The organism is Gluconobacter kanchanaburiensis NBRC 103587, from assembly GCF_007988905.1.
Taxonomy (GTDB): domain Bacteria; phylum Pseudomonadota; class Alphaproteobacteria; order Acetobacterales; family Acetobacteraceae; genus Gluconobacter; species Gluconobacter kanchanaburiensis.
The window spans coordinates 60,225-85,680 of sequence record NZ_BJVA01000004.1; the positions used below are offsets into that span (position 1 = coordinate 60,225).

General features: G+C 60.3%; 18 protein-coding genes. 7 read left to right on the forward strand and 11 right to left on the reverse strand.

Going from position 1 to position 25,456, the window contains the following annotated elements; translation table 11 throughout:
• Window positions 1-9 precede the first annotated feature (9 nt).
• Genes GKA01_RS04715 through GKA01_RS04730 form a run of 4 tightly spaced genes read right to left on the reverse strand, consistent with a single transcriptional unit; the run spans window position 10 to window position 9,441 of the window.
• Window positions 10-1,554 (reverse strand): efflux transporter outer membrane subunit, encoded by a 1,545-nt coding sequence (locus GKA01_RS04715; RefSeq protein WP_146859723.1) that lies wholly within the window; start codon window positions 1,552-1,554, stop codon window positions 10-12.
• Window positions 1,554-4,832 (reverse strand): efflux RND transporter permease subunit, encoded by a 3,279-nt coding sequence (locus GKA01_RS04720; RefSeq protein WP_146859725.1) that lies wholly within the window; start codon window positions 4,830-4,832, stop codon window positions 1,554-1,556. The genes GKA01_RS04715 and GKA01_RS04720 overlap by 1 nt, the downstream gene beginning before the upstream one ends.
• On the reverse strand, window positions 4,829-8,029 hold the full coding sequence (locus tag GKA01_RS04725; RefSeq protein WP_146859727.1) for an efflux RND transporter permease subunit: 3,201 nt from the start codon (window positions 8,027-8,029) through the stop codon (window positions 4,829-4,831). The genes GKA01_RS04720 and GKA01_RS04725 overlap by 4 nt, the downstream gene beginning before the upstream one ends.
• Before the next feature lie 53 nt (window positions 8,030-8,082).
• Window positions 8,083-9,441 carry an efflux RND transporter periplasmic adaptor subunit gene (locus GKA01_RS04730; RefSeq protein ID WP_146859729.1) on the reverse strand — a complete coding sequence of 453 codons (1,359 nt, stop codon included), beginning with the start codon at window positions 9,439-9,441 and terminating at the stop codon, window positions 8,083-8,085.
• Between the two features lie 281 nt (window positions 9,442-9,722).
• Between GKA01_RS04730 and GKA01_RS04735 the strand changes: the two genes are divergently transcribed.
• The 4 genes from GKA01_RS04735 to GKA01_RS04750 all read left to right on the forward strand — a co-directional run bounded on the left by GKA01_RS04735 (window position 9,723) and on the right by GKA01_RS04750 (window position 12,592).
• Window positions 9,723-10,013, forward strand: coding sequence for a CsbD family protein (locus GKA01_RS04735; protein WP_146859731.1), 291 nt, complete (start codon window positions 9,723-9,725; stop codon window positions 10,011-10,013).
• Between the two features lie 77 nt (window positions 10,014-10,090).
• A complete protein-coding gene (locus GKA01_RS04740; RefSeq protein ID WP_146859733.1) occupies window positions 10,091-10,738 on the forward strand; it encodes a DUF4339 domain-containing protein in 648 nt (215 codons plus the stop codon).
• A gap of 148 nt (window positions 10,739-10,886) precedes the next feature.
• The gene (locus tag GKA01_RS04745; protein ID WP_146859735.1) at window positions 10,887-11,510 is read left to right on the forward strand and encodes a ribonuclease HII; all 624 of its coding nucleotides are present in this window, start codon (window positions 10,887-10,889) and stop codon (window positions 11,508-11,510) included.
• Window positions 11,507-12,592, forward strand: coding sequence for a site-specific DNA-methyltransferase (locus GKA01_RS04750; RefSeq protein ID WP_146859737.1), 1,086 nt, complete (start codon window positions 11,507-11,509; stop codon window positions 12,590-12,592). Before GKA01_RS04745 ends, GKA01_RS04750 begins: the two co-directional genes overlap by 4 nt.
• Before the next feature lie 60 nt (window positions 12,593-12,652).
• Here GKA01_RS04750 and GKA01_RS04755 read toward each other — a convergent pair whose 3' ends face one another.
• The 5 genes from GKA01_RS04755 to GKA01_RS04775 all read right to left on the reverse strand — a co-directional run bounded on the left by GKA01_RS04755 (window position 12,653) and on the right by GKA01_RS04775 (window position 20,103).
• Window positions 12,653-13,270, reverse strand: coding sequence for an ankyrin repeat domain-containing protein (locus GKA01_RS04755; RefSeq protein WP_146859943.1), 618 nt, complete (start codon window positions 13,268-13,270; stop codon window positions 12,653-12,655).
• 77 nt (window positions 13,271-13,347) lie between these two features.
• A complete protein-coding gene (locus GKA01_RS04760) occupies window positions 13,348-15,387 on the reverse strand; it encodes a DUF7408 domain-containing protein (RefSeq protein ID WP_146859739.1) in 2,040 nt (679 codons plus the stop codon).
• Window positions 15,384-18,146: a DUF4159 domain-containing protein gene (locus GKA01_RS04765; RefSeq protein ID WP_146859741.1), complete on the reverse strand. Its 2,763-nt coding sequence runs from the start codon at window positions 18,144-18,146 to the stop codon at window positions 15,384-15,386. The genes GKA01_RS04760 and GKA01_RS04765 overlap by 4 nt, the downstream gene beginning before the upstream one ends.
• Window positions 18,143-19,069 carry a DUF58 domain-containing protein gene (locus GKA01_RS04770; RefSeq protein WP_146859743.1) on the reverse strand — a complete coding sequence of 309 codons (927 nt, stop codon included), beginning with the start codon at window positions 19,067-19,069 and terminating at the stop codon, window positions 18,143-18,145. The genes GKA01_RS04765 and GKA01_RS04770 overlap by 4 nt, the downstream gene beginning before the upstream one ends.
• Window positions 19,070-19,074: 5 nt before the next feature.
• Window positions 19,075-20,103 carry an AAA family ATPase gene (locus GKA01_RS04775; RefSeq protein ID WP_146859745.1) on the reverse strand — a complete coding sequence of 343 codons (1,029 nt, stop codon included), beginning with the start codon at window positions 20,101-20,103 and terminating at the stop codon, window positions 19,075-19,077.
• Window positions 20,104-20,303: 200 nt separating this feature from the next.
• On the opposite strand from GKA01_RS04775, the gene GKA01_RS04780 reads away from it, so the two are divergent.
• From GKA01_RS04780 to GKA01_RS04790, 3 genes are read left to right on the forward strand one after another with little or no spacing between them, the layout of a single operon-like run.
• Window positions 20,304-20,795 carry a DUF1285 domain-containing protein gene (locus GKA01_RS04780; RefSeq protein WP_146859945.1) on the forward strand — a complete coding sequence of 164 codons (492 nt, stop codon included), beginning with the start codon at window positions 20,304-20,306 and terminating at the stop codon, window positions 20,793-20,795.
• Window positions 20,792-21,982 carry a CCA tRNA nucleotidyltransferase gene (locus tag GKA01_RS04785; protein ID WP_146859747.1) on the forward strand — a complete coding sequence of 397 codons (1,191 nt, stop codon included), beginning with the start codon at window positions 20,792-20,794 and terminating at the stop codon, window positions 21,980-21,982. The genes GKA01_RS04780 and GKA01_RS04785 overlap by 4 nt, the downstream gene beginning before the upstream one ends.
• Window positions 21,983-22,027: 45 nt before the next feature.
• Window positions 22,028-23,782, forward strand: a complete 1,755-nt coding sequence (locus GKA01_RS04790) for an ABC transporter ATP-binding protein (protein WP_146859749.1) — start codon at window positions 22,028-22,030, stop codon at window positions 23,780-23,782.
• On the opposite strand, the gene GKA01_RS04795 is transcribed toward GKA01_RS04790, so the two are convergent.
• Together GKA01_RS04795 and GKA01_RS04800 are read right to left on the reverse strand one after the other, a co-directional pair.
• Window positions 23,740-24,252 (reverse strand): RNA pyrophosphohydrolase, encoded by a 513-nt coding sequence (locus tag GKA01_RS04795; RefSeq protein ID WP_146859751.1) that lies wholly within the window; start codon window positions 24,250-24,252, stop codon window positions 23,740-23,742. The two genes, GKA01_RS04790 and GKA01_RS04795, sit on opposite strands and share 43 nt — an antisense overlap.
• Window positions 24,249-25,454 carry a divergent polysaccharide deacetylase family protein gene (locus GKA01_RS04800; protein WP_146859753.1) on the reverse strand — a complete coding sequence of 402 codons (1,206 nt, stop codon included), beginning with the start codon at window positions 25,452-25,454 and terminating at the stop codon, window positions 24,249-24,251. Before GKA01_RS04800 ends, GKA01_RS04795 begins: the two co-directional genes overlap by 4 nt.
• Window positions 25,455-25,456 lie beyond the last annotated feature (2 nt).

Consider the following 25,456-nt stretch of genomic DNA (forward strand, 5'->3'; position numbering starts at 1 on the left):
TTCTTTGCATCAATTTCCGTTCTTGTCCCTCTGGATGAAGGAGGGGAGCAGCGGGTTATCCGTCTGAAGCGAGCCCTTGCTTGGAAGTTCATCTGCGCTCCAGCCCCCACCGAGATCGGTGAGCAGTTTCACTTCTGCGAGGAATTGCTGCTGCCGGACATTAAGCTGGGTTTCCTGATATTGCAGGGCGTTCTGTTCGGCCGTGATTACTGTTGTATAGATCTGTGTTCCTGCAAGATATTCATTCATCGAGACCTGAACGGCCTGCTGAGCCGTTTTCACGGCTTGATTCTGTAAGGTCAGCTGCTGATCGAGGTACCGAAGACCTGACATCTGGTCCTCGGTATCCTGAAGAGCCGTCAGGACCGTTTGTCTGTAAGTGGCAACGGCGTTGTCGTAATCCGCTTCGGCGCTACGGACCGCGGCAGAACGCGAGCCTCCCTCGAAAATGGTTTCGGTCGCAGCCGCTCCCAGGCTCCAGGTACGCGTCGCTGTCTGGATCAGTTGTTCAAGAGGATTTCCGCTATATCCGTAGGAGGCCGAGAGAGTGACCTGAGGGAAGAATGCGCCGATCTCATATCCGATCTCAGCATTGTATGCTTCCATGTTTCGCTCTGCCTGCGCCACATCGGGGCGGCGCTGGAGAAGCATGGAGGGTACTGCGACGGGGGCCGCGGGAATGGTCGCGGGGAGGGGAGAGGACGCGAGAGTCAGCTCCGAAGGAGCGCGCCCGGTGAGGGCTGCGATGGCATGTTCGTACTGGGCTCGGGCAATGTGTGCGTTAGCCAGGTTCGCCTGCGTCGACTGAAGAAGATAGCGTGCCTGAAGCACGTTCGTCGGGTCAGCAACGCCAGCATCAAGCTGGTTCTGAAGAATTTCCAGATTATGACGATAAAGATCGACGTTGCGGGCATAAAGCTCGATCAGGCTGTCCTGATAACGCAGCTCGAAATAATCCTGTGCGAGCTGAAGCTGATAGGACAGACGCATGTTTGCTACCAAAGCCGCGTCCGCCTGTGTGGCTGCGACCTGCTGCTGTACCTGACGGCGGATCATGCCCCAGACGTCGACGGTCCAGCTTGCGGAGGGGCCAGTCGTCCATGTGTTGGAGGTGTAGGACTGGCTGGACGTGTATGGAATGCCGTTGCTGGCATTCGAGGTGCTGCTGCCTTGCGAGTTGCGGTTGAAGCTGAACTTGCCGCTCAGCGTCGGGAAGAGCTGGGCGCGGATCGAGTCGATCGTGGCCGCAGCCTTGCGGTACTGCGCCTCGTATTCTTTCAGGCTCTGGTTCGATGTGGCCACGCGCTCTTCCAGTTCGTTGAGGACCGGATCGTTGAAGATCGTCCACCAGTCTCCCTTGGGCATTTTTGCGAGATCGGGGGCAGCCTTCTGCCAGCCCGGTGGCGGGGGGGCCTCCTTGAACGTCTGGGAGATGATGGCTTTGGGGCGATGATAGTTCGGCCCGACCATGCCGCCGATGCAGCCGCTCAGGAAAGGAAGGGTTACCGCCCCCAGCAGGGCATTGCGCAGGGTGGACTTACGGAGGGCGGGCATCAGGACTGTGTTCCCCGGGCTGAGAGATGGAAAAAGGACGCGATATGGGCTCGCAGACGGCCCATGGCGCGTCCGAACCTGTCGAGATACAGGAAAATGACGGGCGTGCTGTAGAGCGTTAGAAGCTGGCTGACCACGAGACCGCCGAGGATGGCGATCCCGAGAGGGCGGCGGAGTTCGCAGCCGTAACCATTCCCAATGATGAGCGGTACGGCACCGAAAGCAGCGGCAAGGGACGTCATGAGGATCGGGCGGAAACGCAGATGGCTGGCCTGCCGGATGGCCTCGACGGCCGACAGGCCCTCGCGCTGCGCCACCAGAGCGAAGTCGATCAGCATGATGGCATTTTTCTTGACGATGCCGATCAGCAGGATGACGCCGATCATCGCCATCAGCGAAAACTCTTCTCCGCAGACCTGGAGGGCGAGAATAGCGCCGACGCCTGCGGAAGGCAGCGTCGAAAGGATCGTCAGGGGATGGATCAGGCTTTCATACAGAATGCCCAGCACGATATAGACTGCTGCGAGTGCTGCGAGGATCAGCAGGGCTTCGCTGCCGACCGATTTCTGGAACGCGGCCGCGTTGCCGGCAAATCCGCCGTGAATGTCCGCAGGAGCATGCAGCTTTACCATCGCGGCCTGTACCGCATCAACGGCCGGTCCGAGGGAGACGCCGGGAGCAAGGTTGAAGGAAATGGTCGTGGCGACGGACTGGCCGTCATGGCTGACCGTCAGGGCGGTGTTGGTATTGCGCTGACGGGAGACGACTGAGAGCGGAACCATGGTCGCCATATTCGTGGCAACCGCCGAACCACTTGATGCCGATTTTCCGCCGGCAAGCGCATTCGCTACGGAGTTCTGATAGGACTGTTCGCTCTGGGACAGGGCGGTGACAGCGGTGGTGGCGCGGGCGCGGATGTTGTTCGACGCCGTGCCGCCCGCGGCAGTTCCGCCGGAGATGCTAACCCACATCTGATCCAGCATCGACGGATCCTGCCAGAAACGGGGAGCGGCCTCCATGACGACGCGGTACTGGTTGAGACTTCCATAGATGATGGATGCGGCACGTTGCCCGAACGCATCATAGAGCGTGTTGGAAATGAGCTGGGGCGTAACGGAGTAGCGCGCCTCGGTGTCGCGGTTGATGGCGATATTGATGCCCTGTCCGCCCTGCTCAACGTTCGAGGTGACATCCATAAGCTCCGGTAGCTTTGACAGCGCTGCAACGATCTTCGGTGTCCACTCGAACAGTTCTTCGGCGGAGGGAGCCTCCAGTGAATACTGATAGGCCGCGTCACCGGGTCGTGCGCCCATGCGGACACTGCCCGGTGCCATGAGACGAAGCTGTGCGCCGGGAACGTTGGAGAACCTGCGGGTCAGACGCTGGATGGTGGTGGCCAGATCGTCGCTGCGCTCGGACTTCGGCTTGAGGGCGACGAACATGTTGGCGGAATTGGCGGACCGTCCTCCCACGCCTCCCATAACGCCTGCGACATCTCTGTCCGACGCCACGGTTTTCATCGCTCTCACCACGATTTTCTGAAGAGACTGAAACGAAATCGACTGGTCGGCTACCACGCGCCCCATGATCTGCCCGGTGTCCTCGGACGGGAAGAAGCCTTTCGGCATCTTCACATACAGCACACCTGCGAGAACTAGCGTGGCGGGGAGAGACATGGCGATCAGGAATTGGTGTCCCAGTGCCCAGTCCAGCGATTTTCCATATCCTGTCGTGACGCTGCTGATCGTACGTTCCAGAAAACGCCCGGCTTTTTTCCATAGACCCGGGCCGCTGTCGTCCGTGTGTGTCAGGAGCTGAGCACTGATCATGGGGGTTAGCGTCAGGGACAGAACCAGCGAGATGCACAGCGTGATGACCATCGTCATCGCGAATTCGTGGAACAGACGTCCCGCGATACCACCCATTAGCATGATCGGGGCAAAGACTACGATTAGGGAAACGGTGATCGACACGACCGTAAAGGCGACTTCTGTCGTCCCCCGGATTGCTGCCTCCTGACGACCGTAACCCATCTCCATGTAGCGGGCGATATTTTCCAGAACCACGATGGCATCGTCGACCACGAAGCCTGTCGAGATCGTCAGGGCCATCAGCGACATGTTGTCGAGTTGATATCCCATCAGGGACATGGCGCCGAAGGTTCCCACGATTGAGACCGGAACGACGATGGCCGGGATCATGATGGCGGATAGGCTGCGCAGGAATAGCAGGACCACGGCTACGACGAGTACGACGGCAATGACGAGCGTCTGTTTGGTATCGTCGAGCGAAGCCCGGATGGTCTTGGAGCGGTCGATCAGAATCGAAATGTTCGTGTTGCCCGGCAGTGCGGACTGGAGCACGGGGAGACGGCTGCGAATGCCATCGATGGTTTTGATGACATTTGCTCCCGCTTGCGAGAACACGGTGCACATGATGGCGCGATTACCGTTGAGGTAGCCTGCCTGACGGAGATCTTCCACGCTGTCATTGACGTCCGCGACATCTGTCAGGCGGATGGGCTGGTTGTTGCGGTAGGCAATGATCAGGTCGCGGTATTCTTCAGCCTTCGTTGCCTGATCGTTGGTGGAGAGCATCAGACGCTCGCCATTCGCGTCCAGAAATCCCTTCGGCGTGTGAGCATTGGCGGAAGCTAGGGCAGCGCGCAGATCTTCAAATCCGACGCCATAGCGGAATAGCCGTAACGGATTGATTTCGACGCGTACCGCCGGCAGCGACGCGCCCCGGATCTCTACATCGCCCACGCCCTGGATCTGGCTGAGCTGGGGGATCAGGATATTGCTGGCGAAGTCGTAAAGTTCCTGCGGGGTTCGCGTGCCGGATGACAGGGTGAGCGCAAGGATCGGAGGGCCGTTCGAATTGGCCATCATATAAGTCGGATTGCTGCGCAGGGTCGTGGGCAGATCTTGCCGCGCACCCTGCAACGCTGCTTCCACGTCGCGTGCCGCGCCATTGATGTTCCGCGACAGGTCGAACTGCAGCGTGATGCGCGTCTGGTTGACCGTGGATTCCGACGTCATTTCGGTTACGCCGGAAATCGCGCCCAGATGCCGCTCCAGGGGGCCGGCAATCGTGCTTGCGATTTCGGAGGGGGAGCCGCCGGGCTGGTTCGCGGTCACCATGATGACCGGGAAATCCACGTCGGGCAGATCGGCGACCGGCAGGGTGAAATACCCCATGATGCCGCCGATCACGAGTGCGATGGCCAGCAGCGTCGTACCGACAGGCCTCAGAACGAAGAGGCGGACCAGATTCACGGAGCGCCTGTCTGTGATGGAGAGGGCTGACGTGATGTCGATGGCGTGCTGCCGCGGTGGCGCTTGATGAAGGCACGGGTCTTCGTGCCGAGTTCATCCATAAACAGATAGATGACGGGCGTGGTGAACAGGGTCAGGAGCTGAGACATCATCAGGCCGAAGACGATGGCCACACCCAGCGGCCGGCGCAGTTCGGAACCGACACCCGTGCCAAGCAGCAGGGGTAGGGCGCCGAACAGGGCGGCCAGCGTGGTCATCAGGATCGGACGGAAGCGAAGCAGGGCGGCGCGCTTGATGGACTCAAGCGGTGTATGGCCTTCCAGACGTTCGGCTTCGAGCGCGAAGTCGATCATCATGATCGCGTTCTTCTTCACGATACCGATCAGCAATACGATGCCGATGATGCCCATGATGTCGAGATCCATCCCGAACAGATAGAGACCGATCAGCGCACCGATGGCGGCGGAAGGCAGGGTGGAGAGGATTGTGATCGGGTGGATATAGCTCTCATAGAGAATGCCCAGCACGATATAGACTGCGATCACAGCCGCCATGACTAGCCAGACCTCGTTCGACAGTGACGAGCGGAAGGCCGCGGCCGTGCCCTGGAAGGCAGTCTGGAACTCGGGCGGCAGGCCGATTTGCCTTTCCACGCGTTCGATCGCGTTGGTCGCGGTGCCCAGCGAATAGCCATTGGCCACGTTGAACGAGACGGTCGTGGCGGGGAACTGCCCGTAATGGCTGATCAGCAGGGGAGAAAGCGCGTGGGTGATCGTAGTTACCTGCGACAGCGGTACGAGACCGGATGTCGGCTGTCGGGTCGGGCCGGATGTGCTGGCACCGGCTTCGGAGGAAATACCCGGCAGGTAAAGCTGGCTCAGGGATGTCAGATCGGTCTGAAGTTTCGGATCGGCTTCTAGAATGACGCGGTACTGGTTGGACTGCGTGTAGATCGTGGTGATCTGACGCTGGCCGTAGCTGTCATACAGAAGATTGTCGATCGTCTGCGGCGTGATGGAGTATCGCGCGCCGGTCGGACGGTCGAGCGAAAGCTGGGCGACCAGTCCCTCGGCCTGAAGATCGGACGTGACATCGGTTAGGGACGGCTCCTTGCGCAGCGCGTCCACGAATTTCGGTACCCAGGTCTTGAAGGTATCGTAATCCGGGTTTTCCAGCATGAACTGGTACTGCGTGGCGGAAATTGAGGAATCCAGCGACAGATCCTGGATCGGCTGAACATAGAGTTCGGCACCGGTCACCTGCTGCCCGACGGACGACAGGCGGCGCAGGATCGTCTGAAGGTCGCTCGTCCGTTGTTCACGCGGCTTGAGGTTGATCAGGAAGCGGCCGACATTCAGCGTCATGTTCTGGCCGTCGATGCCGACGAAGGACGAGATGCTGGCGACGTCCGGATCCTTGAGGATTACGTTTCCAAGGGCGGCCTGACGATCTTTCATGCCTTCGAAGGAAATCGCTTGCGACATCACGGAAATGCCTTGGATGACGCCGGTATCCTGTGTCGGGAAAAAGCCCTTGGGAATGGTCCAGGCTAGCACGCCCGTCAGGACGATCGTACCGAGCGTGACCAGAAGGGTCGTGACACGGAAGCGCAGCACCACATCGAGCCAGCGGCCATACCCCGCGATCAACGCATTGATGCCGCGTTCGGTGCTGTTGGACAGGCGGCTCCAGACCGTGTTCTTCGCGGACGGCGCATGCGTGTCGGACAGCAGTCGGGCGCACATCATCGGCACCAGCGTCAGGGCGACGACGGCGGAAATGATGATAGTGATGGAAAGTGTCATCGCGAATTCATGGAACAGACGCCCGACGACGTCCTTCATGAACAGCAGCGGGATCAGCACGGCGATCAGCGAGACCGTCAGCGAGATGATGGTGAAGCCGATTTCGCCTGCACCCTTGAGCGCTGCGCTGTAGCGGTCTTCACCGGCCTCAACATAACGCGCGATGTTTTCGATCACCACGATGGCGTCATCGACCACGAAGCCGGTCGCGATGGTCAGGGACATCAGCGACAGATTGTCGAGCGAGAAGCCCAGCAGATACATCGCCGCTAGAGTGCCAATCAGCGATAGCGGAACGGAGAGGCTGGGAATAATCGTCGCCGGAACGTTCCGCAGGAACACGAAGATCACGCCCACGACCAGCAGCATGGCGAGGGCCAGTTCGTATTCCACGTCATTGACCGAGGCACGGATCGTCGTGGTGCGGTCGGTCAGCGGCGTCACGTCGATGCCGGGCGGCAGGTCGAGCTTGAGCTGTGGAAGGACGCGCAGGACGTTGTCCACGACGCCGATGACGTTCGCGCCAGGCTGACGCTGCACGTTCAGGATCAACGCGGGCGTGCGGTTGGACCAGGCGGCGAGCTGTGCGTTTTCCGCCCCTTCAACCACCGTCGCAATGTCGCGCACGCGGATCGGACCGTTGTTCTGATACGCGATCACCTGATTCATGAGCTGTTCGACGGACTGGATCTGACCGTCGATGCGCAGGGACGTGGAGCGCTTGGGGCCGTCGAACGTACCGGTCGGGGAATTGACGTTGACCGTGCTGATGATGGTGCGCAGCGTGTCGATCGCGATGCCGTAAGAGGTCAGTTTCGGGATATTGACCTGAATTCGGTACGCCTTGCGGTTGCCGCCCGACAGGGTGACGAGACCGACGCCGGAAATCTGGCTGATTTTCTGCTCAAGTCGCGTATTGACGTAGTCTTCGACCTCGGGAAGCGGCAGCGTTTTTGATGTAATACCGAGCGTCAAGACTGGGGTGTCCGCCGGATTGACCTTCGCGTAGATCGGGGGCGCGGGCAGATCGCTGGGGAGGAGGGAGGTGGCGTTGTTGATCGCCGCCTGGACTTCCTGTTCCGCCACGTCCATCGACATGTCGAGCCCGAAGCGCAGGGTCACGACTGAGGCCCCGCCCGAGGACTGTGACGTCATCTGGTCCAGTCCGGCCATCTGGCCCAGTTGTGTTTCCAGAGGAGCGGTGACGGACGTGCTCATCACGTCCGGGCCAGCGCCCGGATAGAATGTCGAGACCGTGATTGTCGGGTATTCGACCTGCGGTAGGGCCGAGACGGCCAGAAAATGATAGCCGAGCAGACCGCTCAGCAGGATGGCGAACATCAGAAGGCTGGTGGCAACCGGGCGCTCGATGAACAGGCGGGACGGATTCACGGTCTTGCTGTTCCCTAATCTTGCTGTTCTGGTCTTGCTGGTCTGGATGACGGTCAGTGAGTGCCGGTATCGGCGGGCGAGGACGGATCGTTGCCTTTCTGAGGGGCGTCCGAACTCTGCTGTCCGTTGTGGTGGCGGCGGTGCTGACCGGCGGTCTGCTGCTCGGCGTCCGAGGTCTGCTTTGCTGCCGAAGATGTGTCGGGAATGGAAACCTTCTGGCCGGGGCGCAGATGGCTCACCCCGTCGGTTACGACGCGGTCACCAGGATTCAGGCCTTTCTGGATGACGGCGTTCGTACTGTCTGTCGTGCCCACCGTGACAGGAACGACTTCCACTGTCATGTCAGGCTTGACGCGATAGACGAAGCGTCCGTCCGGACCGGTCTGTAACGCGTTTCCCGGAATGAGCAGGGCGTTGTGGAGCGTTGTGACGAGCAGGTGCGGATTAACGAACTGGTTCGGGAAAAGGTGTTCGTCTTCATTGGCGAAAATGCCACGCATCCGGACCGTTCCCGTGGACGTGTCGATCTGGCTGTCGAGGGCCTTGACGGTCCCCGTGGCGATTTTGTGTGTATTGTCGCTGTCCCAGGCTTCAACCGTTAGCTCGCCAGACTCACGCAGATGTGTCGCGACCTCGGCAAGCTGGTTCTGCGGGACGGTGAAAATCACGGAGATGGGCTGCATCTGCGTCAGGATCGTCAGCCCACCCGACTGGCCCGCTGTCACGTAGTTGCCGACGTCAAGTACGCGGATACCGACACGTCCGTCGACGGGCGCGATGATATGACAGTACATGACGTTGAGTTCGGCGTTATGAACGTTGGCGCGATCGAACTCCACCTGACCTTCAAGTTGCTGGACAGTGAACTCCTGATCGCGGGCCGTCATGGCGGATGTCGAATTCTGTTTGATCAGGCGCTGGTAACGGGCGTTGTCCACGCGTGCTTTTTCAAGCTGAGCCATATCGGCAGCCAGGGTTCCGCGGTACTGGGCGAGCGTGGCTTCGTAGGGACGGGGATCAATCAGCTCCAGTTCATCGCCTTTGTGGGCGTGCTGGCCTTCCTGATAATAGACTGCAGCGATATGCCCGCTGACCCGCGGCGTGATCGTTACGTTCGTGACAGGGACGACGGTGCCGATTTCCTGAAAGATGACCGGCATGTCTCCCGTATGGGCGGTGGCGACCGCAACAGGCTGAACATTGCTATCCGCCATGTTGCCGCCACGAGCATGTTTGTGGGACGCGCCGTGAGGGCGGAAAATGGCGAACAGAATCAGAAGAGCAACGACGACAATCAGGATCCACAGGATCCAGCGGCGACGGGAGCGCGCGCGCGGTGTAGCGGGCGGCGGAGCGGACTGGGCGGTGCTGTTCGTAAGGCGGTCGCTGGAGCCGGCCGTCTGCTGATCCATGGTCGTTCTGTCTTTCCCGTATACCGGAGGGCAGTGCTCTCGGGCGCCGATGCTATGTGTTTTCCGACTTATACGGCAGGACGGCCTGACCTGCCATGACGGGACCTTAAATCCTGTTCAGTTTTGAGCCTCGAAACCAAAATGAGCCAACACGATACATTTCGTTACCGTTCCGGAGGGCTTGTCTCTTTTCTGTGGCGGGATCATATCGGACTGGAACCTGAAACCCCTGTGATGCGTTTGATTGCAGATACGGATTTATCGGGACAGAGGAGAATAACATGGCTGACACAACTGAAACCAAGGTCGAAGGCGTGCTGGATGACGTCAAGGGCAAGGTCAAGGATGGCATCGGTGGTCTGACTGGCGACGCGAAACTGCAGGCTGAAGGCAAGTTTGACCAGCTTTCCGGCATGGCCCAGCAGAACTTCGCTGATCTTTACGATGAAGGTGAGACGAAGCTCGAAGCCGCAACTGCCTTCGTGCAGGACCGACCGCTTATCTCGCTCGTTATTGCCACGGTGGTTGGCATCCTCGTTGGCGGTCTGGTGTTCGGCCGTAAAAGCTCCTGACAGACCCAGAGGTCCTTCGACCGCCGGACTGTCTTTGTGCTAGAAGCCTTCCGGAGTTATCCGGGAGGCTTTTTTGCATGGAATGGTTTTACGAGAATAACGGATGTCAGGCTGGTCCGGTATCGCGTGAAGAAATCCTGCGCCTGATCATGCAACAGCGTATCAGGCCGGATACGCTCGTCTGGACGCCCGAATTTGGTGATGTATGGCGCCCCGCCAATGCCGCCGGGCTTGTGTCGCCACTGACCGGGCTTCTGCGTCTGTCATCAGGCATTTCAGAGCAATGGGCGTGGGTTCTGCTTGCCGGTCCGTGGCTGATCCAGCGCCTTACGCTGCTGATCCTCGACTGGCGGGGCATTCCTGATGATGCGCGTGCCGGGACGGTTTCCATTGTCGCGCTTATGTCGCTGGTCCTGTTTTTTACGGCCTTCACGCTGGATCGTAATTCCATTCGTGAAAACGGGCAGAAGCCTCCAGGATTCTGGTGGTGGCTGTTTTTGCCTGGATATTTCTGGAGACGCCGTCAGGTGGTCGGGCGTGGACTTTCTCTTCTCCTTGTCAGTCTCGTTTTATTTGCCGTCAATGTGACGGAAAGGATCTACCAGCTCCCGCAGATAGAAAGCGAGATTCAGGCGAGACAGGAACAGAGCCACCCGCAGGTCACGCCTCCGGCATCGTCGAAGCCGCAGGTGAACGGGCAGGAAGACGAGCAGGAAAACCTTTGACTACCCGCCGGCGGAGAGTCCGCGGAACAACACTTGACAGACTAAACTTCTGATAAGCGCATTTTTGGGCTTCCCTTTCGAGTCGCCATGATTCAAAACCGATTCGGTCACCTGATTTTGCGGTGATCTGTCGGAGGAATGCTCAGGAATGCCGGATTACGCCCTGGAAGCTGCCCATGGGGGGCTCGTCGTCGGGATCGACGAAGTGGGGCGGGGTCCTCTGGCGGGGCCGGTCGTGGCGTCTGCCGTGGCTTTTAAGGTCCGGCCGTCTGACACTCTGTCTGCCCTCCTTGATGATTCCAAGAAACTGACGGCCCGGCGCCGGATGCTCGCCTATGATGCCTTGATGGCCGACGAACAGGCCTTGATCGGCATCGGTGCGGCCTCTGTTCTGGAAATCGAACAGATCAACATCGCCCAAGCCTGCTATCTGGCCATGCGGCGGGCGCTTTCCCGGCTCGGCCAGATCCCGGACCTTGCCCTGGTGGACGGCAAACATGCTCCGAAACTGCCTTGTCCTATCAAGATGGTGATCGGTGGCGACGGGATCAGCCTGTCTATCGCTGCCGCTTCCATCATTGCGAAAGTAACACGGGACCGCCTGATGGCGCGTCTTGCCATACGTCACGATGCCTATGGCTGGGAGCGCAATGCCGGTTACGGTACGGCGGCACATATGCAGGGTTTGAAGCTCCGGGGGGTGACACCCCATCACAGGCGCGGTTTTGCGCCGATACGAAACATGATTGAAGCAGAGGTACACGCAGCATGAGCGGTGAATTTCCCGTCGACCAGATCCTGCGTGGAGAATGCATCGAGACGATGAAGACGCTGCCCGATGGGAGCGTGGACTGCATTTTCGCCGACCCACCGTATAATCTCCAGTTGCGTGGTGAGCTGCGCCGTCCGGATGAGACCGTTGTGGACGGCGTGGATGACGACTGGGACAAGTTCGCGGATTACGCGACCTACGATAATTTTACACGCGAATGGCTCAGTGAAGCGCGCCGGATCCTGCATAAGGATGGAACGATCTGGGTTATCGGATCGTATCACAACGTCTTCCGTCTGGGCGCGATTATGCAGGATCTGGGATTCTGGATCCTCAATGACATCGTCTGGCGTAAATCCAACCCGATGCCCAACTTCCGTGGACGGCGCTTTACAAACGCGCATGAGACGCTGATCTGGGCCGCGCGTGGTCCGCAGAGCAAATATCGGTTCAACTATCAGGCCATGAAGGCCCTGAACGATGACCTTCAGATGCGCTCGGACTGGTACCTGCCGCTCTGCACGGGCAATGAGCGTCTGAAGAACGAACATGGTCTGAAGCTGCATCCGACCCAGAAGCCGGAAAGCCTGCTGCACCGTGTTCTGGTCGCCTCAACCAATGCAAACGACGTGGTCCTCGATCCCTTCTGCGGCAGTGGCACCACACCGGCGATGGCCAAGCGTCTGGGCCGCCATTATATCGCGATTGAACGCCATCCTGATTACGTCAAGGCTGCCCGCGAGCGTGTGGCTCGTGAGGAACGGTTGACATCCGAACAGCTGGCGACGACCCCGGCCAAGCGGGAAATGCCGCGCATTCCGTTCGGAAGTTTCGTCGAAACGGGCGTGCTTCCGGCTGGAACCGTGCTGTATGACAGGGCGAAGCGACTGAAAGCGACGGTGACGCCGGACGGAACGCTTGTTTCTGGCAATCAGCGTGGCTCGATCCACAAACTGGGGGCAACGCTGACCGGAGCGCCGTCGTGCAATGGCTGGACGTTCTGGTATTTCGAGCGAGGTGCCCAGTTCGTTCAGATCGATGTGTTGCGTCAGGAAAGTCAGGCGCTGCGTAACGTCGGCTGAAAAAAGCCGGAGCAACTATGCTCCGGCTTTGAAGAGGGTGCTCCCGGAAAAGGCAAGGCGTCAGTGCCCCGCGAAACCGAGGAAGCCGACAGATGGGTCGGCTTTTCCACCGCTGGTATCGAAATGCGGGGATGCCGCCATGAGAGAGCGTTTCGGTGTGACGGATTTTCCGCCGATCGTCAGGTGGCCGCTACCGTTTTTCATTTCGATACCCTGATCGGACACACTGTTCTCGATCCTGCCATCCGGGTTGTAAGTGCGCATAGACAGCAGCAGGAACATGATGTCCTTGCGGTTCAGGTCAATTGCCATATCGAGCGGCGATTGATCCAGAACATTGTGGGCATTCATGTCGGCGCCCCGGTTGAGGGCTTCCTTGGCGGCGTTGATCGATCCGCGATTGATTGCGTCGAAAAGCGCGGTCGTGGGATTCACGTCGGTACGAGCATGGCCGGAATCGTCGTCTCCCGATTCCGCACCGGGCAGAGCGGAAGGGGGGGCGGCCCGCTGTGCGGCCTTGCGGGCTTCCGATTTCTTCTGGGCTGCCTCGGCTTCCTGTTCCGCCTCGGCGTCGTCGGCATCCTGAGCCTGGGCGTGATGCCACGGTACGAGGATCGTCGGCGTCATGGCCAGAGCGGCGATGAACAGCAGGCGGGGCAGGGTGGGGAGCAATCGCATGGGACCAATATACTGTGATCGTTCGTCCTGCGCGAGTCTGCAGATGACACCTGCATCCCCCGTATCATGACATTTTTTCAATGCCCTTCCCGCCACCAGCCGATTGCAAGAAAAATCAGGGCAGCAAGCAGCGCGGCCCATGCCGGAACAAGATCCCGGCTGCGCGTTTCACCCGCTACCGCAGCCGTGCTCACCGGAAGACCCATCCAGTCTGTTCCGGTCATGGCGGTGCCTCTGGAGACCTGACGCAGATCGGGTGTGCGATCGCCGACCCACGCGACGCTTCCTCCGGACTGCCGAGCCAGACCACCCATGACGGTTGCCGTGGCGCGCAGATCCTGACGTTCCGTAGGATCATGGGAGACAGGGCTGGCAAATGCCACGAGGCCGTCCTGACGCACGCTCCAGATTCCGGACTGGGTGGCCGCCATGCTGCCATGCCAGACACCATTGGTCTGGCTTAGCGCCAGCGGTTGGCGATGTCCGTCGGGCGCGGTCACGAACGCTTCTGCCGACACGGTCTGGCCAGCGGCATGACGCTCGACCTCCAGTTGGCCATTTTCGATCCGGGCGGTCAGACGGTTTTCCTCGAGATCAGGCTCCTTCATCAGCCAGTGCGAAAGACGGCGCAGAAGTTCGGCCTGCGGGCCGCCGCCGCCTTCGCCGCGTGACCAGAGCCAGAGCTGGTCGGAGAGCAGCATGGCCACGCGTCCACGTCCCACCCGGTCGAGCAGCAGCAGTGGAGATCCGTCGGGGCCGTGCATCAGGTCTTCGCCGTGGGACTGGTCCGGATGAAGGGCGCGATACCAAGGGCCCCAGTCAGGAGTAAGGCCGGCCGTAACGGGATGGGTTCTGCCAAGATCGGTCAGGGACGGCCGGAACGGGCGTGTGACCACGCCGTCCGTTGCGACATGTGCCGGGAGAATCTGCGCCAGACTCGTATCCTGCAAGGTGCCGTCCTGCGTGAATTCAGGACCGGCGGTCACCAGAAGGCCGCCGCCATTGCGGACGTATTCGGCCATGTTGTTCATGTATTCGTCTGGCAGAATGTTGCTGTTGCGGAAGCCATCCAGAATGATGAGATCGAAGCTGCGGATCTTTTCCTGAAACAGTTCACGGATGGGGAACGGTATGAGGGCCAGGTCCGAAAGGGGCGTGTCATCGTCGGTGTTGGGGGAGCGCAGGATGGTGAAGTGGACCAGATCCACCGATGGATCGGCCTTCAGCAGCCGGCGCCATACCCGCTCACCCTGATTGGGAACGCCAGACACCAGCAGAACCCGCAGACGGTCGCGAACGCCCCTGATGCGGACGACGTCACTATTGTTTTCGAGGGATGCTTCCCCGTTTAGGGGGGAGACGGAAAGGCCGACAAGCGTCTCGCCAGGATGCTGGACGGGAAGGGTGATGTCCTGTGGGGTGCCTGTGCGGATAGAGCGCGTCTGCGAAGGCGCGTCGCCGGAGCGGATCGTAAGAATCGCGTCGGTTGCGGTGGAAGATCCAAGATCGTCAACCTGAACGCGGATGGTGACGGTCTGTCCTACGATGGCATAAGGCGGTGTGCTCAGGATTCGCAGGCGGCGATCTTGCTCCTCACCATGGCCGGTCAGCAGAAGATGCAGCGGCAGCGTTTGCCCGTTTGCGCCAAGAAAACGGGCAGGAAGGTGGCCAGGGACGTCATGATCCATACCGTCGGTTATGACGATGGCGCCGGCAAAGCGGCCCTGTGGCAGGTCGGCATGATCCAGAGCTTCGAACAGGCGTGTTCCATGTCCGGTACCTCCCGGCACGTCTACACGATGCAGGGTCAGACCCGGAAGGCGCCCCGCGTCATGCATGACCTGATCGGCCACACGGTCGGCGATGGCGGTCCGCTGTCCGACCTGCATGGATGCGGAGCGGTCCACAACAAGCAGGGCATCCTGAGGCACCGGGCGCAGGACAGGATGGACTGCTCTTGGGCCTGAGAGCCATCCCAGAAGAGCCAGAACGGCGAGCGCGCGCCAGAGCATGCCGCGTGCGCCGCGTGCCATGCCGTAAACCGTTCCGGTAACGGTCAGGATCGCCAGAGTACCCAGAAGCCAGACGGGCAGCATGGGAGCAAGGTCGAACATCATGGTGCGTCCTCCTCGTCAACGCTGTCGGAACCCGGGGGGGAGACGCCTGCACCAGTGCTGTCGGTACTGGGATTGCCAAGGCGTCGGAGCATTTCCGGGTACTGGGCCTGATCGTTCTTGTAATTGCCGGTCAGGGCATAAAGCACCATGTTCATGCCGAAACGATAGGCCTGTGTGCGCTGGTCTTCGCCGCCGGGAATGACGGCGAAAGGATGATTGCCCGAGGAATCCACGGCCCAGGCATGCGCCCAGTCTCCGTTGCCGATGATGACAGGGCTGACATCGTCATTCGCTTCGTCGCCATTGCGGGCCACATAGACTGGCTGTCCTGAAACGCGGCCGGGAAAACCGCTGTGCAGCAGGTAGAAGGTACGGGCAAGGACGTGTTTGTCGGTCAGTTTTGCAAGGGGAGGGACGATGAGACCGTCGGTCACGCGTTGCAGGGCGGCACGGGCTGCGGAACTCGTTCCGGCATCCGTGTCTGTTCCCGCTCCCTGTTCGTCGATCAGGAGAATGCCGCCGTGCTCCATAAAGGCGTTGAGGGCTTTCGTACGCTCTGCATCCGGCTGGGCATCCGGTGTGATTGGCCAGTAGAGCAGCGGGTAGAAAGCCAGATCATCCTTTCCGGGTATGACACCGTCAGGATGACCGAGCGTTGCGGAACTGCGCGCGGTCGTGAAATCGGACAGGCCCTGAAGCCCTTCACGGGAAATAGAATCGACGTCATCATGACCGGTAACCACATAGGCCAGCCGCGTTTCCAGAGCTGCCTGTGGAACTGTTGCGGGCAAAGGAGGCATCTGGCTCGGAGCCTGAGCTTGTGCGGCAGGAAACGCCAGCAGGCAGACCACGCTCAATACCCCCAGAAGTCCGCGTCGTCTCAGGGACAGAAGCAGATCGAGTAGAAGCAACAGCAGACCCGCGGTCATCAGCGCAGGCCCAAGCGGTCTGTCCGCCTGTGCGCCCTCTGGCGAGACGCGGGTTCCGAGGAGAATTTCCTCTTTCAATGGAGCGGCTGAATCGGACAGGTTTAAAGCATGCGTTCCACGCGCCGGGCCATAGAGGCCGGCAGGATGACTGACGGAAACAGGAACATGTCCCAGATCGGACGCCCGGATGGACCGCGCAGCCTGAGGCGGCATGACGAGACCGCCGTCGCTACCGAGAATACGCCAGGGCGCCAGTTCCGAAGGACTGCCTCCGGCAACGCCGGCTGAACGTTCTATCAGGCGTTCGAGCATGTCGGGGAACAGCCCGGACAGGGGAACATTCGACCAGTCCGGCGAGGCCGTGACGTGAAACAGGACGATCTCGCCGTTTCCTTCCGCGCGGGCCGTGACGAGGGGCGTTCCATCTCCAAGGGCTGCCCAGACATGATCGGCCAGACCGGTTTCGGGTTTGGCCAGAACCTGCCGGGTGACAGTTACGTCTGATGGAATTGCAAGGTCTGAAAATGGGGAGGTTTCCGGGAAAGGCGCCAGCGTCTGCGGCTTGCCCCATGACATCGGACCGCCAAGTTGACGCATGCCACTCATGAGGTGGACCGGAAGAAGCGCATCCGATGTGGAGTCCGACTGCTTTTCGAAATCCGGGCTCTGATCCGCGGCGAGTCCGGGACCGGCAAAACGGATGAGCATTCCGCCATGGCGAACCCAGTCTAGGACCTTTTTGCGGGTCTGGTCGCCGGAGAGTGCGCCATCCGTAGCGATCAGGACGGAAAGGGGGCTGCCTAGCAGGGCTGTGGCATCACCGCTTCGCAGATCCGCAATGGGTTGCAGGGCACGGTTCAGAAAGAAGGCGGAACCGACGAGCGGTGTTGTATCGCCAGGCGTCTGAAGAAGACCCACAGGACGGCGACGATCCGCCTGTCCCATCAGATGGACGGCGGCAGGGCCGGTGGTTCCATCAAGGGTAAGATGGTCCAGCTGGTTCCGCAGAAGCGGCGGCAGGGAAATGGTCTGTTCCTGACCTGTCCGGATCGGGAAGGCCGCGAGTGTGCCCCCATTGGCATTCGCGGCATGAAGCGTCAGGGTCCGTGTCGGACAGGGAAGGGTGTCAACCTTTGCCCGAAGCGTACCGTCCTGACCGGTGGACGCAGCCAGTCGCAGGAGGTCGCAGGCGTTCCAGCGCATATCCTGAATCGAACGGGCCTTTCCGAGCGTCTGTCGCAGAATGTCGTCTCCGTCGGTCGCAAGTCCGTCCGAAAGGATTGTGACCCGCTGGTTCGAAAGATCCATGGGGCGCAGCAGGGCTGCGAGAGCCTGCCGGTCGGTCGGCCAGGGCTGAGGGCGCAGGCGCGCCAGATGTTCGGAAAGGGCGTGCGTGTCATGCGTCGTGAATGCTTCGGGCATCGCACCATCCGGTGAGCGGGCCGTGTGCAGAAGTGTGACACTCTGACCATTGCGAAGTGTGGTCTCGCCCAGTGCCAGGGCAGCTGCAATCCGCTCGTTCCAGTGAGGAATCGAAGCCCACCCATCATCGAGAACGAGTGTCAGAGGACCGGCGTCGGTGGCAGTCTGGCGTGGCGTCAGGACAGGGCGCGCCAGTCCGAAAACGACAAGCGCGACCGCGAGCACGCGCAGGATCAGAAGCCAGAGCGGTGAGCGAGCCGCATCCTCGCGCCGGGAGGTCAGCCGGTTGAGAATAAGCAGGGATGGGAACGTCTGTTCCTGCGGGGATGGAGGTGTTGCGCGCACCAGCCACCACAAAGCCGGCAACGCCAGAAGACCCAGAAGCAGGACGGGAGCCAGAAGGATCATCGGCTCCCTCCGAGCGCCATGTGAAGCGCCAGCAAGGCCGGAAGCGGGTTCTGGGACGTGTCATGCACGATGCAATCGGCATGGCGCGCCGTTGCGCTCTGTTTCAGGGCTGCGAGATGCGTATTCATGGCCTGTTCGTAGGCGGGACCGAGGCTTTCCATGGCGGGAAGCGTCAGGACGCCGCCTTCAAGGCCTTCAAAACGGATACGGCCGGATTTCTTCATCTGTCGTTCTGCGGGGTCCAGAATACAGAGCAGATGGGTCCGCACGGGACGGCTGGAACAGTTTTTGAGAAAATCGTCGATCCGGCTTTCTTCCCAGAGAAAATCGCTGATTACCACAAGATCTGACTTGGCGGCGACGCGTGTCATGTCGGGGAAATCCGGCTCTTCGCTGGGGGGGCGGAGAAGTGAGGCCGCAAGGCGGGGCAGAACCTGCCGCCCTCCAAAAGTGCGTCCGGATTCGGGACCTGTCAGCAGCCCCGCCCGTTCTCCGCCACGCAGGGCGGCAGATGCGAGCGCCAGTGTGCAGAGCTGGGCCCGTTCGGCCTTGGTCGGGAGACTTTCTGATGACCGCCACTGCATGGAAGGGGACGGATCGCACCACACCATCAGGGCCTGGGCGTTCTCCCGTTCGCGTTCGCGAACCCAGAACATGTCCTCCACCGGCGATCGTGCGGACTGTCGCCAGTCGATGGAGGTGGCGGGCTCTCCGGGATGATAGGGGCGGAACTGCCAGAAATCCTCTCCGGCGCCAGAACGCCTCCGGCCATGGGCACCACTCTGCAGGCTCGCGGCGATCTTTTCAGCCTCCAGAACAAGAGCGGGCAAAGGCAGGCTCTGCGCCTGCGCGGAGGGGGCGTCGGAGACGGATTTCCGGTTGCGGCGAAAAAAGCCGCGGAGCGTGTCGGACGGACTCTTCACGGTAATCAGAAGATGGCCTGAGCCTGTTTGCGGATCAGGGCCTCGCTTTCCGCACCCGAGGCACGGGCTCCAAATCCCAGCCCGATACGGTGGGACAGAACAGGGATGGCCAGAGCCGCGACGTCATCGAGGCTAGGTGCAAGGCGTCCATCCAGAAGAGCGCGTGCCCGTGTCGCAATCATCAGGGCCTGAGCCGCGCGGGGCCCGGGGCCGTAAGAGACGGCCTCACGCACCTCTGGCGAAGAGGATGGGTCTTCCGGACGGAGGGACCGCGTGAGGGTCAGGATTGCATCGACGACCTGCTCACCGACCGGCAGACGACGGACAAGGTTCTGTGCAGCCAGAATGCTTGCAGCATCCATCAGCGGTGTCGCTGTCGGCGTGGTGGCGCCAGTCGTCTGGAGCAGCATCTGGCGTTCCGCGGCCCGATCTGGAAATCCGAGCCCGATCTGGAGCATGAAGCGGTCGAGCTGGGCTTCAGGCAGGGGATAGGTGCCCTCCTGCTCGATCGGGTTCTGTGTTGCGAGAACATGAAACGGGCGAGGGAGGGTGTAATCCTTGCCGCCCTGCGTCACACGCCGCTCCGCCATGGCCTGTAGGAGCGCAGATTGTGTGCGCGGGCTGGCACGATTGATTTCGTCCGCTAGCACAAGCTGGCCGAAGACCGGACCGGGCAGGAACCGGAACGCACGCCGTCCTTCTGCGTCCTGATCGAGGATTTCCGCGCCGGTGATGTCGGACGGCATCAGGTCCGGAGTGAACTGGATCCGGGTCGCATCCAGACCCAGCACGCGCGAGGCGGTGTTGACCAGAAGCGTCTTTCCCAGACCCGGCGCGCCCATCAGAAGCGCGTGACCGCCGGACAGGATCGTGACGAGAACCTGTTCGATGACGGCGTCCTGGCCGAGAACAATTTCGCCGATGGCCTGACGGATCTGACGGAGAACCGGGGCAAGACGGTCGGCTTCAGCCACGTCCGCCTCGCCCTGCTGGGTGCCGGCGGAAACGCCGGAAGAATACTGCTGCTCACTCATAACGCCAGTCTGACAGGTGTGGGGGTTTCATCAAGGCTCGATTGCACCCAAGTTGGTGTGAGAAGAGAGTTTTTATGAAGTTGGAGGGAAAATTGAGCGATCATGAGTTCGGGCAGCGGGTGAGCCCCGGTGTTTCCCTGTCTCCCGAGTCCCTGAACCCGCCGCCGTTTTTTTCCAACACCTCTGGCGGGTCGCCCCGCATGCTGCCCTTTCTGATCCAGCGGGATGGGACATGGCTCTATCGGGGGGCTCCGATAAAGCGCAAGGCCATGCTGTGTATGTTTTCGGCGATGCTGACCCGTGACCGTGTAGGAACATACTGGCTGAAAACTCCCATGGAGCAGGGCGTGATCCAGGTTGAGGACGCTCCATTCGTCGCCGTGGAACTCGATTTTCGCGGAACATGTGGCCGCCAGCAGAATCTTTGCTTTCGGACCAATATGGATGAACTGATCTGCGTCGGGCCGGAATATCCTCTCACCTGTGACTGGGATCGTCCTTCTGACGAGGCTGCCAGCATTCCTTATGTGCGTGTCCGCGACGGAGAGGGGGCTTTCCCCATACAGGCCCGGATTACGCGTGCGGTGCATTACGAACTCGCCGCCCTTGCGGTTCCCGGCCACGTAAAGGGGCGACCCTGTCTCGGGGTCTGGAGTCAGGACTGCTTTTTCCCTCTGTCACGCCCCGCATGAAGCGTAAATCCGGTCTTCTGGAACGTCTTGCGGACCGTCGTGGTCTGGAACGGATCTGGAATATCCTGCCCGAGGCCCGGCTGGTTGGCGGATCAGTGCGCGACCTTCTGGTTGGAATGCCCGTCCACGATCTGGATCTTGCGACCCCCGAGCCTCCCGAGGACGTACAGCGTCGGCTTGAACAGGCAGGAATTCGCGTGTTCCCGACAGGTCTGTCCCACGGGACGGTGACGGCGGTTCTGGACGGGACGCCTTATGAAATCACGACGCTTCGTCGTGATGAGCAGACGGATGGGCGGCACGCCGTCGTCGTCTGGACGCGGGACTGGGCAGAAGATGCGGCCAGGCGGGACTTCACCATTAATGCAATGTCTCTCGATCGGGAGGACCGGCTGCATGATTATTTCGGAGGTCAACAGGATCTCTGCGATCATCGTGTGCGGTTTGTCGGCAATGCGGCTCTACGTGTTGAAGAAGACGCTCTGCGGGCGCTCCGTTTCTTCAGGTTCCACGCGCGATATGGGGAAGGTGTCCCGGATCTTGAGGCCTGCACGGCAATATCGCAGCGGCTCGAATTGATAGCAGGTCTTTCGGCGGAGAGGATCGCATCCGAAATCCAGCGTATTCTTGTCGGCCCCCGTCTCGCGGAGACTATTACGGATATGATTCGGGTCGGATTGCTGGACGTTATCCTGCCGCGGCCGGATCCGGTTTTTCTGGGGCGTCTGCTCGGATGCGACGGCCCTGTTGATCCGTTGCTGCGTCTTTTTGCGCTCTGTCACGAAAGCAGCGACGAACTGGGGCAACGGTTGAAGCTTTCCAAGGGGGATCAGACAAAGCTCCGGATGTGGGCAGCGGCTGCACCTGTTCTGAGGCTGGACCAGGCGGAGGATGATCTGCGTCGTCTGCGCGTGCTCTACTCCTTAGATGGTCTTTTGGCGCGAAGCTGGCTTGAACAGGCAGAGCGTCTGGGCGCACCTGATCCGCAGTGGAATGGCTTTCGTTCAAGATTGGCAAGTCTACCGCAGCCGGAGTTTCCTCTTTCCGGCAAGGACGCCATTGCCCAGGGTCTTCGGCCTGGACCGCAAATGGGAGAGTGGCTCAGGGCCGGCCGGGATTGGTGGATCGCCAATGGATGCCTGCCGGATCGTGAGGCCTGTCTGGCCTATCTTGGCGCCCGGACATAAAGCGACGGTTTCGTCCTTTGGCCAAGGCCTGCTAAACCCCCGGACATGACCAGAACGACAGCTCTTGATACGAAAAGCCGCGTCCTCATCAAGCGCATCTGGCGCGAAGAAATGCGGAGCCATGTCGGACGGATCATGTCCGTCATTGTCCTTACGGTCCTGATGGCAGGGCTGACTGCCCTCTATCCTGCGGTCATCAAACGAGCTGTGGACATGTTCGCGGCTCACGATCCGCGCATTCTTTATCAGATTCCGGCGCTCGTCGTGATCGTTACCGGACTGAAGGCCGCGTCCCAGTATGGGCAGACGATTGCGGTGCAAGGGCTGGTTCTGGCGGTGATCCGGGGATTGCAGTCGCGCATGTTCGAGCATTCCCTTCAGGCTGATATTTCTACGATCGAGAAGGAAGCTCCCGCCAAATGGGCGGCGCGTTTCACGACGGACGCCGTGTCAATCCGCGAGGCCATGATCCGTGTAGTCAATGCGCTTGGAGACGCGGTAACGGTCGTCGGGCTTGTGATTTCCATGATCGTGACGGACTGGGAGCTGAGTGTTATCGCACTTGTACTCTATCCCATAGCAGCGGTTCCGATCCAGAAACTTGGAAAGAAGGTACGCCGTGCCTCGGGAGGCATGCAGGAACAGATCGGTGAGACCTCTGCTCTGTTGAACGAGAGTTTTGCCCTTGCACGGCAGGTTCGTATTTACGGCATGGAAAAGCGCGAGAGTTCCCGTGTCGATCAGTCGCTCGATCTGTTGCATTCCGCGTTTCTAAAAATTGCCAAGGGTCGTGCGCGTGTCGATCCCGTGCTTGAAGTACTTGGAGGTGCGGCGGTAGCGGCGGTTCTGGGTTTTGCGGGATGGCGTGCCGCAAAAGGTGGCGCGACACTTGGAGACTTCACGGCCTTTATTGCAGCGCTTCTGACCGCCGCGCGCCCTATCAGGGCTTTGGGTTCACTGAACACGGCCCTTCAGGAGGGGTTGGCAGGACTTTCGCGCGTCTTTGCCGTCATCGATGAGCCCCCGGCTGTCGTGGAGCGTGCCAATGCGCAGACTTTGCCGACAGGCAAAGGTCATCTGTCATTTCAGTGTGTCAGTTACCGTTATGAGGACGGTCGGATCGGTCTGAAAAATCTGACCTTCGACGTTCAGCCGGGACAGACGGTTGCCCTTGTGGGGCCAAGTGGTGCGGGCAAGTCCACGGCGCTCTCGTTGATTCCAAGGCTGCATGATGTGGGTGATGGGCGTATCTGTCTTGAGGGTGTTGATCTGCGGGATCTGAAACTCGCCTCCCTGCGCAACGCCATTGCCTATGTCAGTCAGGATACGACCCTGTTTGATATGTCCCTCATTGAGAACGTCTGGATCGGACGTCCGTCTGCTTCGCGGGCTGAAGTTGAGCAGGCCTGTGCGATGGCCGCGGTTGATTTTCTGGACAAACTGCCAGCAGGCTTGGAAACCAGAGTCGGGCCTGGTGGCCGCCGCCTTTCGGGTGGCCAGCGGCAACGGGTGGCGCTGGCCCGGGCTCTTCTTCGTAATCCCCGTGTGCTTTTGCTTGATGAGGCGACAAGTGCCCTGGATTCAGAGAGCGAAGCACGTGTTCAGAATGCACTGGCCAATCTGCGCTCCGGCCGGACGACCGTGATTGTCGCACATCGCCTCTCGACCGTGCAGGCTGCGGATCTCATCGTCGTGATGGATCATGGCGGTGTGGTTGAAGCCGGCACGCATGCAGGGCTGCTGAAGAATGATGGTCTTTATGCGCGACTGGTGCGCACCCAGTCTTTGGCTGCAGCCTGAAAAAGTCCCGCCAATTCGGGTATCAGATTGGCATAAAGGGCTTTTTTGAATCCCAGATTGCGCTCAAGCAGAGCGTTCGGTTCAACCCATTCCCAGGCGTCGAACTCGGCCGGTTCGTGTACATCGAGACGGATGTCGGCATCTTCGCCTTCATATCCCATCACGAACCACTTCTGGGTCTGTCCTCTGAAACGTCCTCCCAATGCTTTGCCGATCAGCTGCTGTGGCAGATCATAGGAGAGCCATTCGGCACGCTCCGCCAGAATACAAGCGTTCTGCGTGCCGATTTCTTCGCCCATTTCACGCAGCGCCGCAGTTTGCGGTGCTTCGTCGTCGTCAATGCCGCCCTGTGGACACTGCCATATGCCACCGGGGAGGTCGTGGCGCCGGGCAATGAAGAGTTTGCCTTCCCTGTTGAACAGGGCAATGCCCACATTCGGACGATAGGGCAGCGACTGGGAGTCGATCAAAGAGGAGCTCCAGATCCTGAAGATGCAATATTGGCGGTCTGCTGGTTGCCAGGACCGTCATCAGCGAAAGCCGACGGAGGGACCAGCACGAAATTGGAGGCGGCGGGACTCTTAAGCCAGCTTGAGAGACGGTCGATGACGACAGGTGTAACCGGTCCGATCATCAGGAGAATTTTTGCTGGTTTTCCGTCTGTCGGAAGAAGAGCCGAAAGACGGTTGTCGAGAGTGGAGGCATCTGTATCGCCATCGATCCAGGTTGTGGCCGTCATTCCGCGGGTTCGACGATTATCCTCGGCGGATCCTGCAAGATACAGCAGTCCTTTACTGCTGATGATATTGGCAATGGATGAGAAGTCAGCAGATGTCGCATACCCCCCTCCAGGCTGATCATCGCCGTTTTCAGAGGCATCCGTCAGTCCCTCCGCGCCTGTAGCGCGCGACAGACACCATTCCAGTTCACGCTGGTCGTCTGCCGCGGAGTTTCCATATCCGAGAGCATGCGGGCCTTCATCGACCCGTTCGGGATGCGCGCTCTGCATCGGAAGCGTGACATAAACCTCCCTGTGGGATGCATGGGCACGCGCGATGATGTCACTGACATTGCCTATGTAAGGCGATATGCCGACGGCGACGGGAGCAGGAATACGGGAGATGACATCATAGGTCAGGGCATCGGAATACCCGAAGCCCTGAAGCACGATGGCAATGGCCGTTCTGTCTATCGGAAGAACCACAGGGGCCCGGCGTGCCGTCTCGGGGCGAGTTGGAATCTCTGGCGTGGGAACGGGTGGGAGAGACTGCTGGGTAACAGCTTCTGGGGCTGGAAGAGGTGTTTGCGCCCGAACAGCAGGAGCCGCGGCTGATGAAGACGGTGGGGGCAGAGACGCAACAGCCACACGACCGTTATCAGGTGTGACAACAGGCGGTTTGGTCGGAGGCGTTGTGGCTACTGTCGGTGCTGGTGGAACAACAGGTTTGGGGGCAGATGTGGAAACGATCCGCATATCGTCATGCAGGGGTACAGAAGGCTGGACCGGCTTCGTCGTTTTGGCGGCGACGAGCGGTTTGCGCTGGTGCAGCAGGAATGCTGTCGCGCCAGCGCCTCCAGTCAGAAGAACGGCCCAGAACGCAATCAGCAGGCGTCCAATAACGGGAAGTCGTTGCCAAAGCCCTGTGCGGCCAGAGGCGGGACGGTTCTGCACGA

Bases quoted from the DNA above. Each gene is read 5' to 3' on its own strand.
- GKA01_RS04715 (WP_146859723.1), bottom strand. From the start codon at position 1,554: ATGCCCGCCCTCCGTAAGTCCACCCTGCGCAATGCCCTGCTGGGGGCG.
- GKA01_RS04730 (WP_146859729.1), bottom strand. From the start codon at position 9,441: ATGGATCAGCAGACGGCCGGCTCCAGCGACCGCCTTACGAACAGCACC.
- GKA01_RS04735 (WP_146859731.1), top strand. From the start codon at position 9,723: ATGGCTGACACAACTGAAACCAAGGTCGAAGGCGTGCTGGATGACGTC.
- GKA01_RS04740 (WP_146859733.1), top strand. From the start codon at position 10,091: ATGGAATGGTTTTACGAGAATAACGGATGTCAGGCTGGTCCGGTATCG.
- GKA01_RS04745 (WP_146859735.1), top strand. From the start codon at position 10,887: ATGCCGGATTACGCCCTGGAAGCTGCCCATGGGGGGCTCGTCGTCGGG.
- GKA01_RS04750 (WP_146859737.1), top strand. From the start codon at position 11,507: ATGAGCGGTGAATTTCCCGTCGACCAGATCCTGCGTGGAGAATGCATC.
- GKA01_RS04755 (WP_146859943.1), bottom strand. From the start codon at position 13,270: ATGCGATTGCTCCCCACCCTGCCCCGCCTGCTGTTCATCGCCGCTCTG.
- GKA01_RS04760 (WP_146859739.1), bottom strand. From the start codon at position 15,387: ATGATGTTCGACCTTGCTCCCATGCTGCCCGTCTGGCTTCTGGGTACT.
- GKA01_RS04765 (WP_146859741.1), bottom strand. From the start codon at position 18,146: ATGATCCTTCTGGCTCCCGTCCTGCTTCTGGGTCTTCTGGCGTTGCCG.
- GKA01_RS04775 (WP_146859745.1), bottom strand. From the start codon at position 20,103: ATGAGTGAGCAGCAGTATTCTTCCGGCGTTTCCGCCGGCACCCAGCAG.
- GKA01_RS04780 (WP_146859945.1), top strand. From the start codon at position 20,304: ATGCTGCCCTTTCTGATCCAGCGGGATGGGACATGGCTCTATCGGGGG.
- GKA01_RS04785 (WP_146859747.1), top strand. From the start codon at position 20,792: ATGAAGCGTAAATCCGGTCTTCTGGAACGTCTTGCGGACCGTCGTGGT.
- GKA01_RS04790 (WP_146859749.1), top strand. From the start codon at position 22,028: ATGACCAGAACGACAGCTCTTGATACGAAAAGCCGCGTCCTCATCAAG.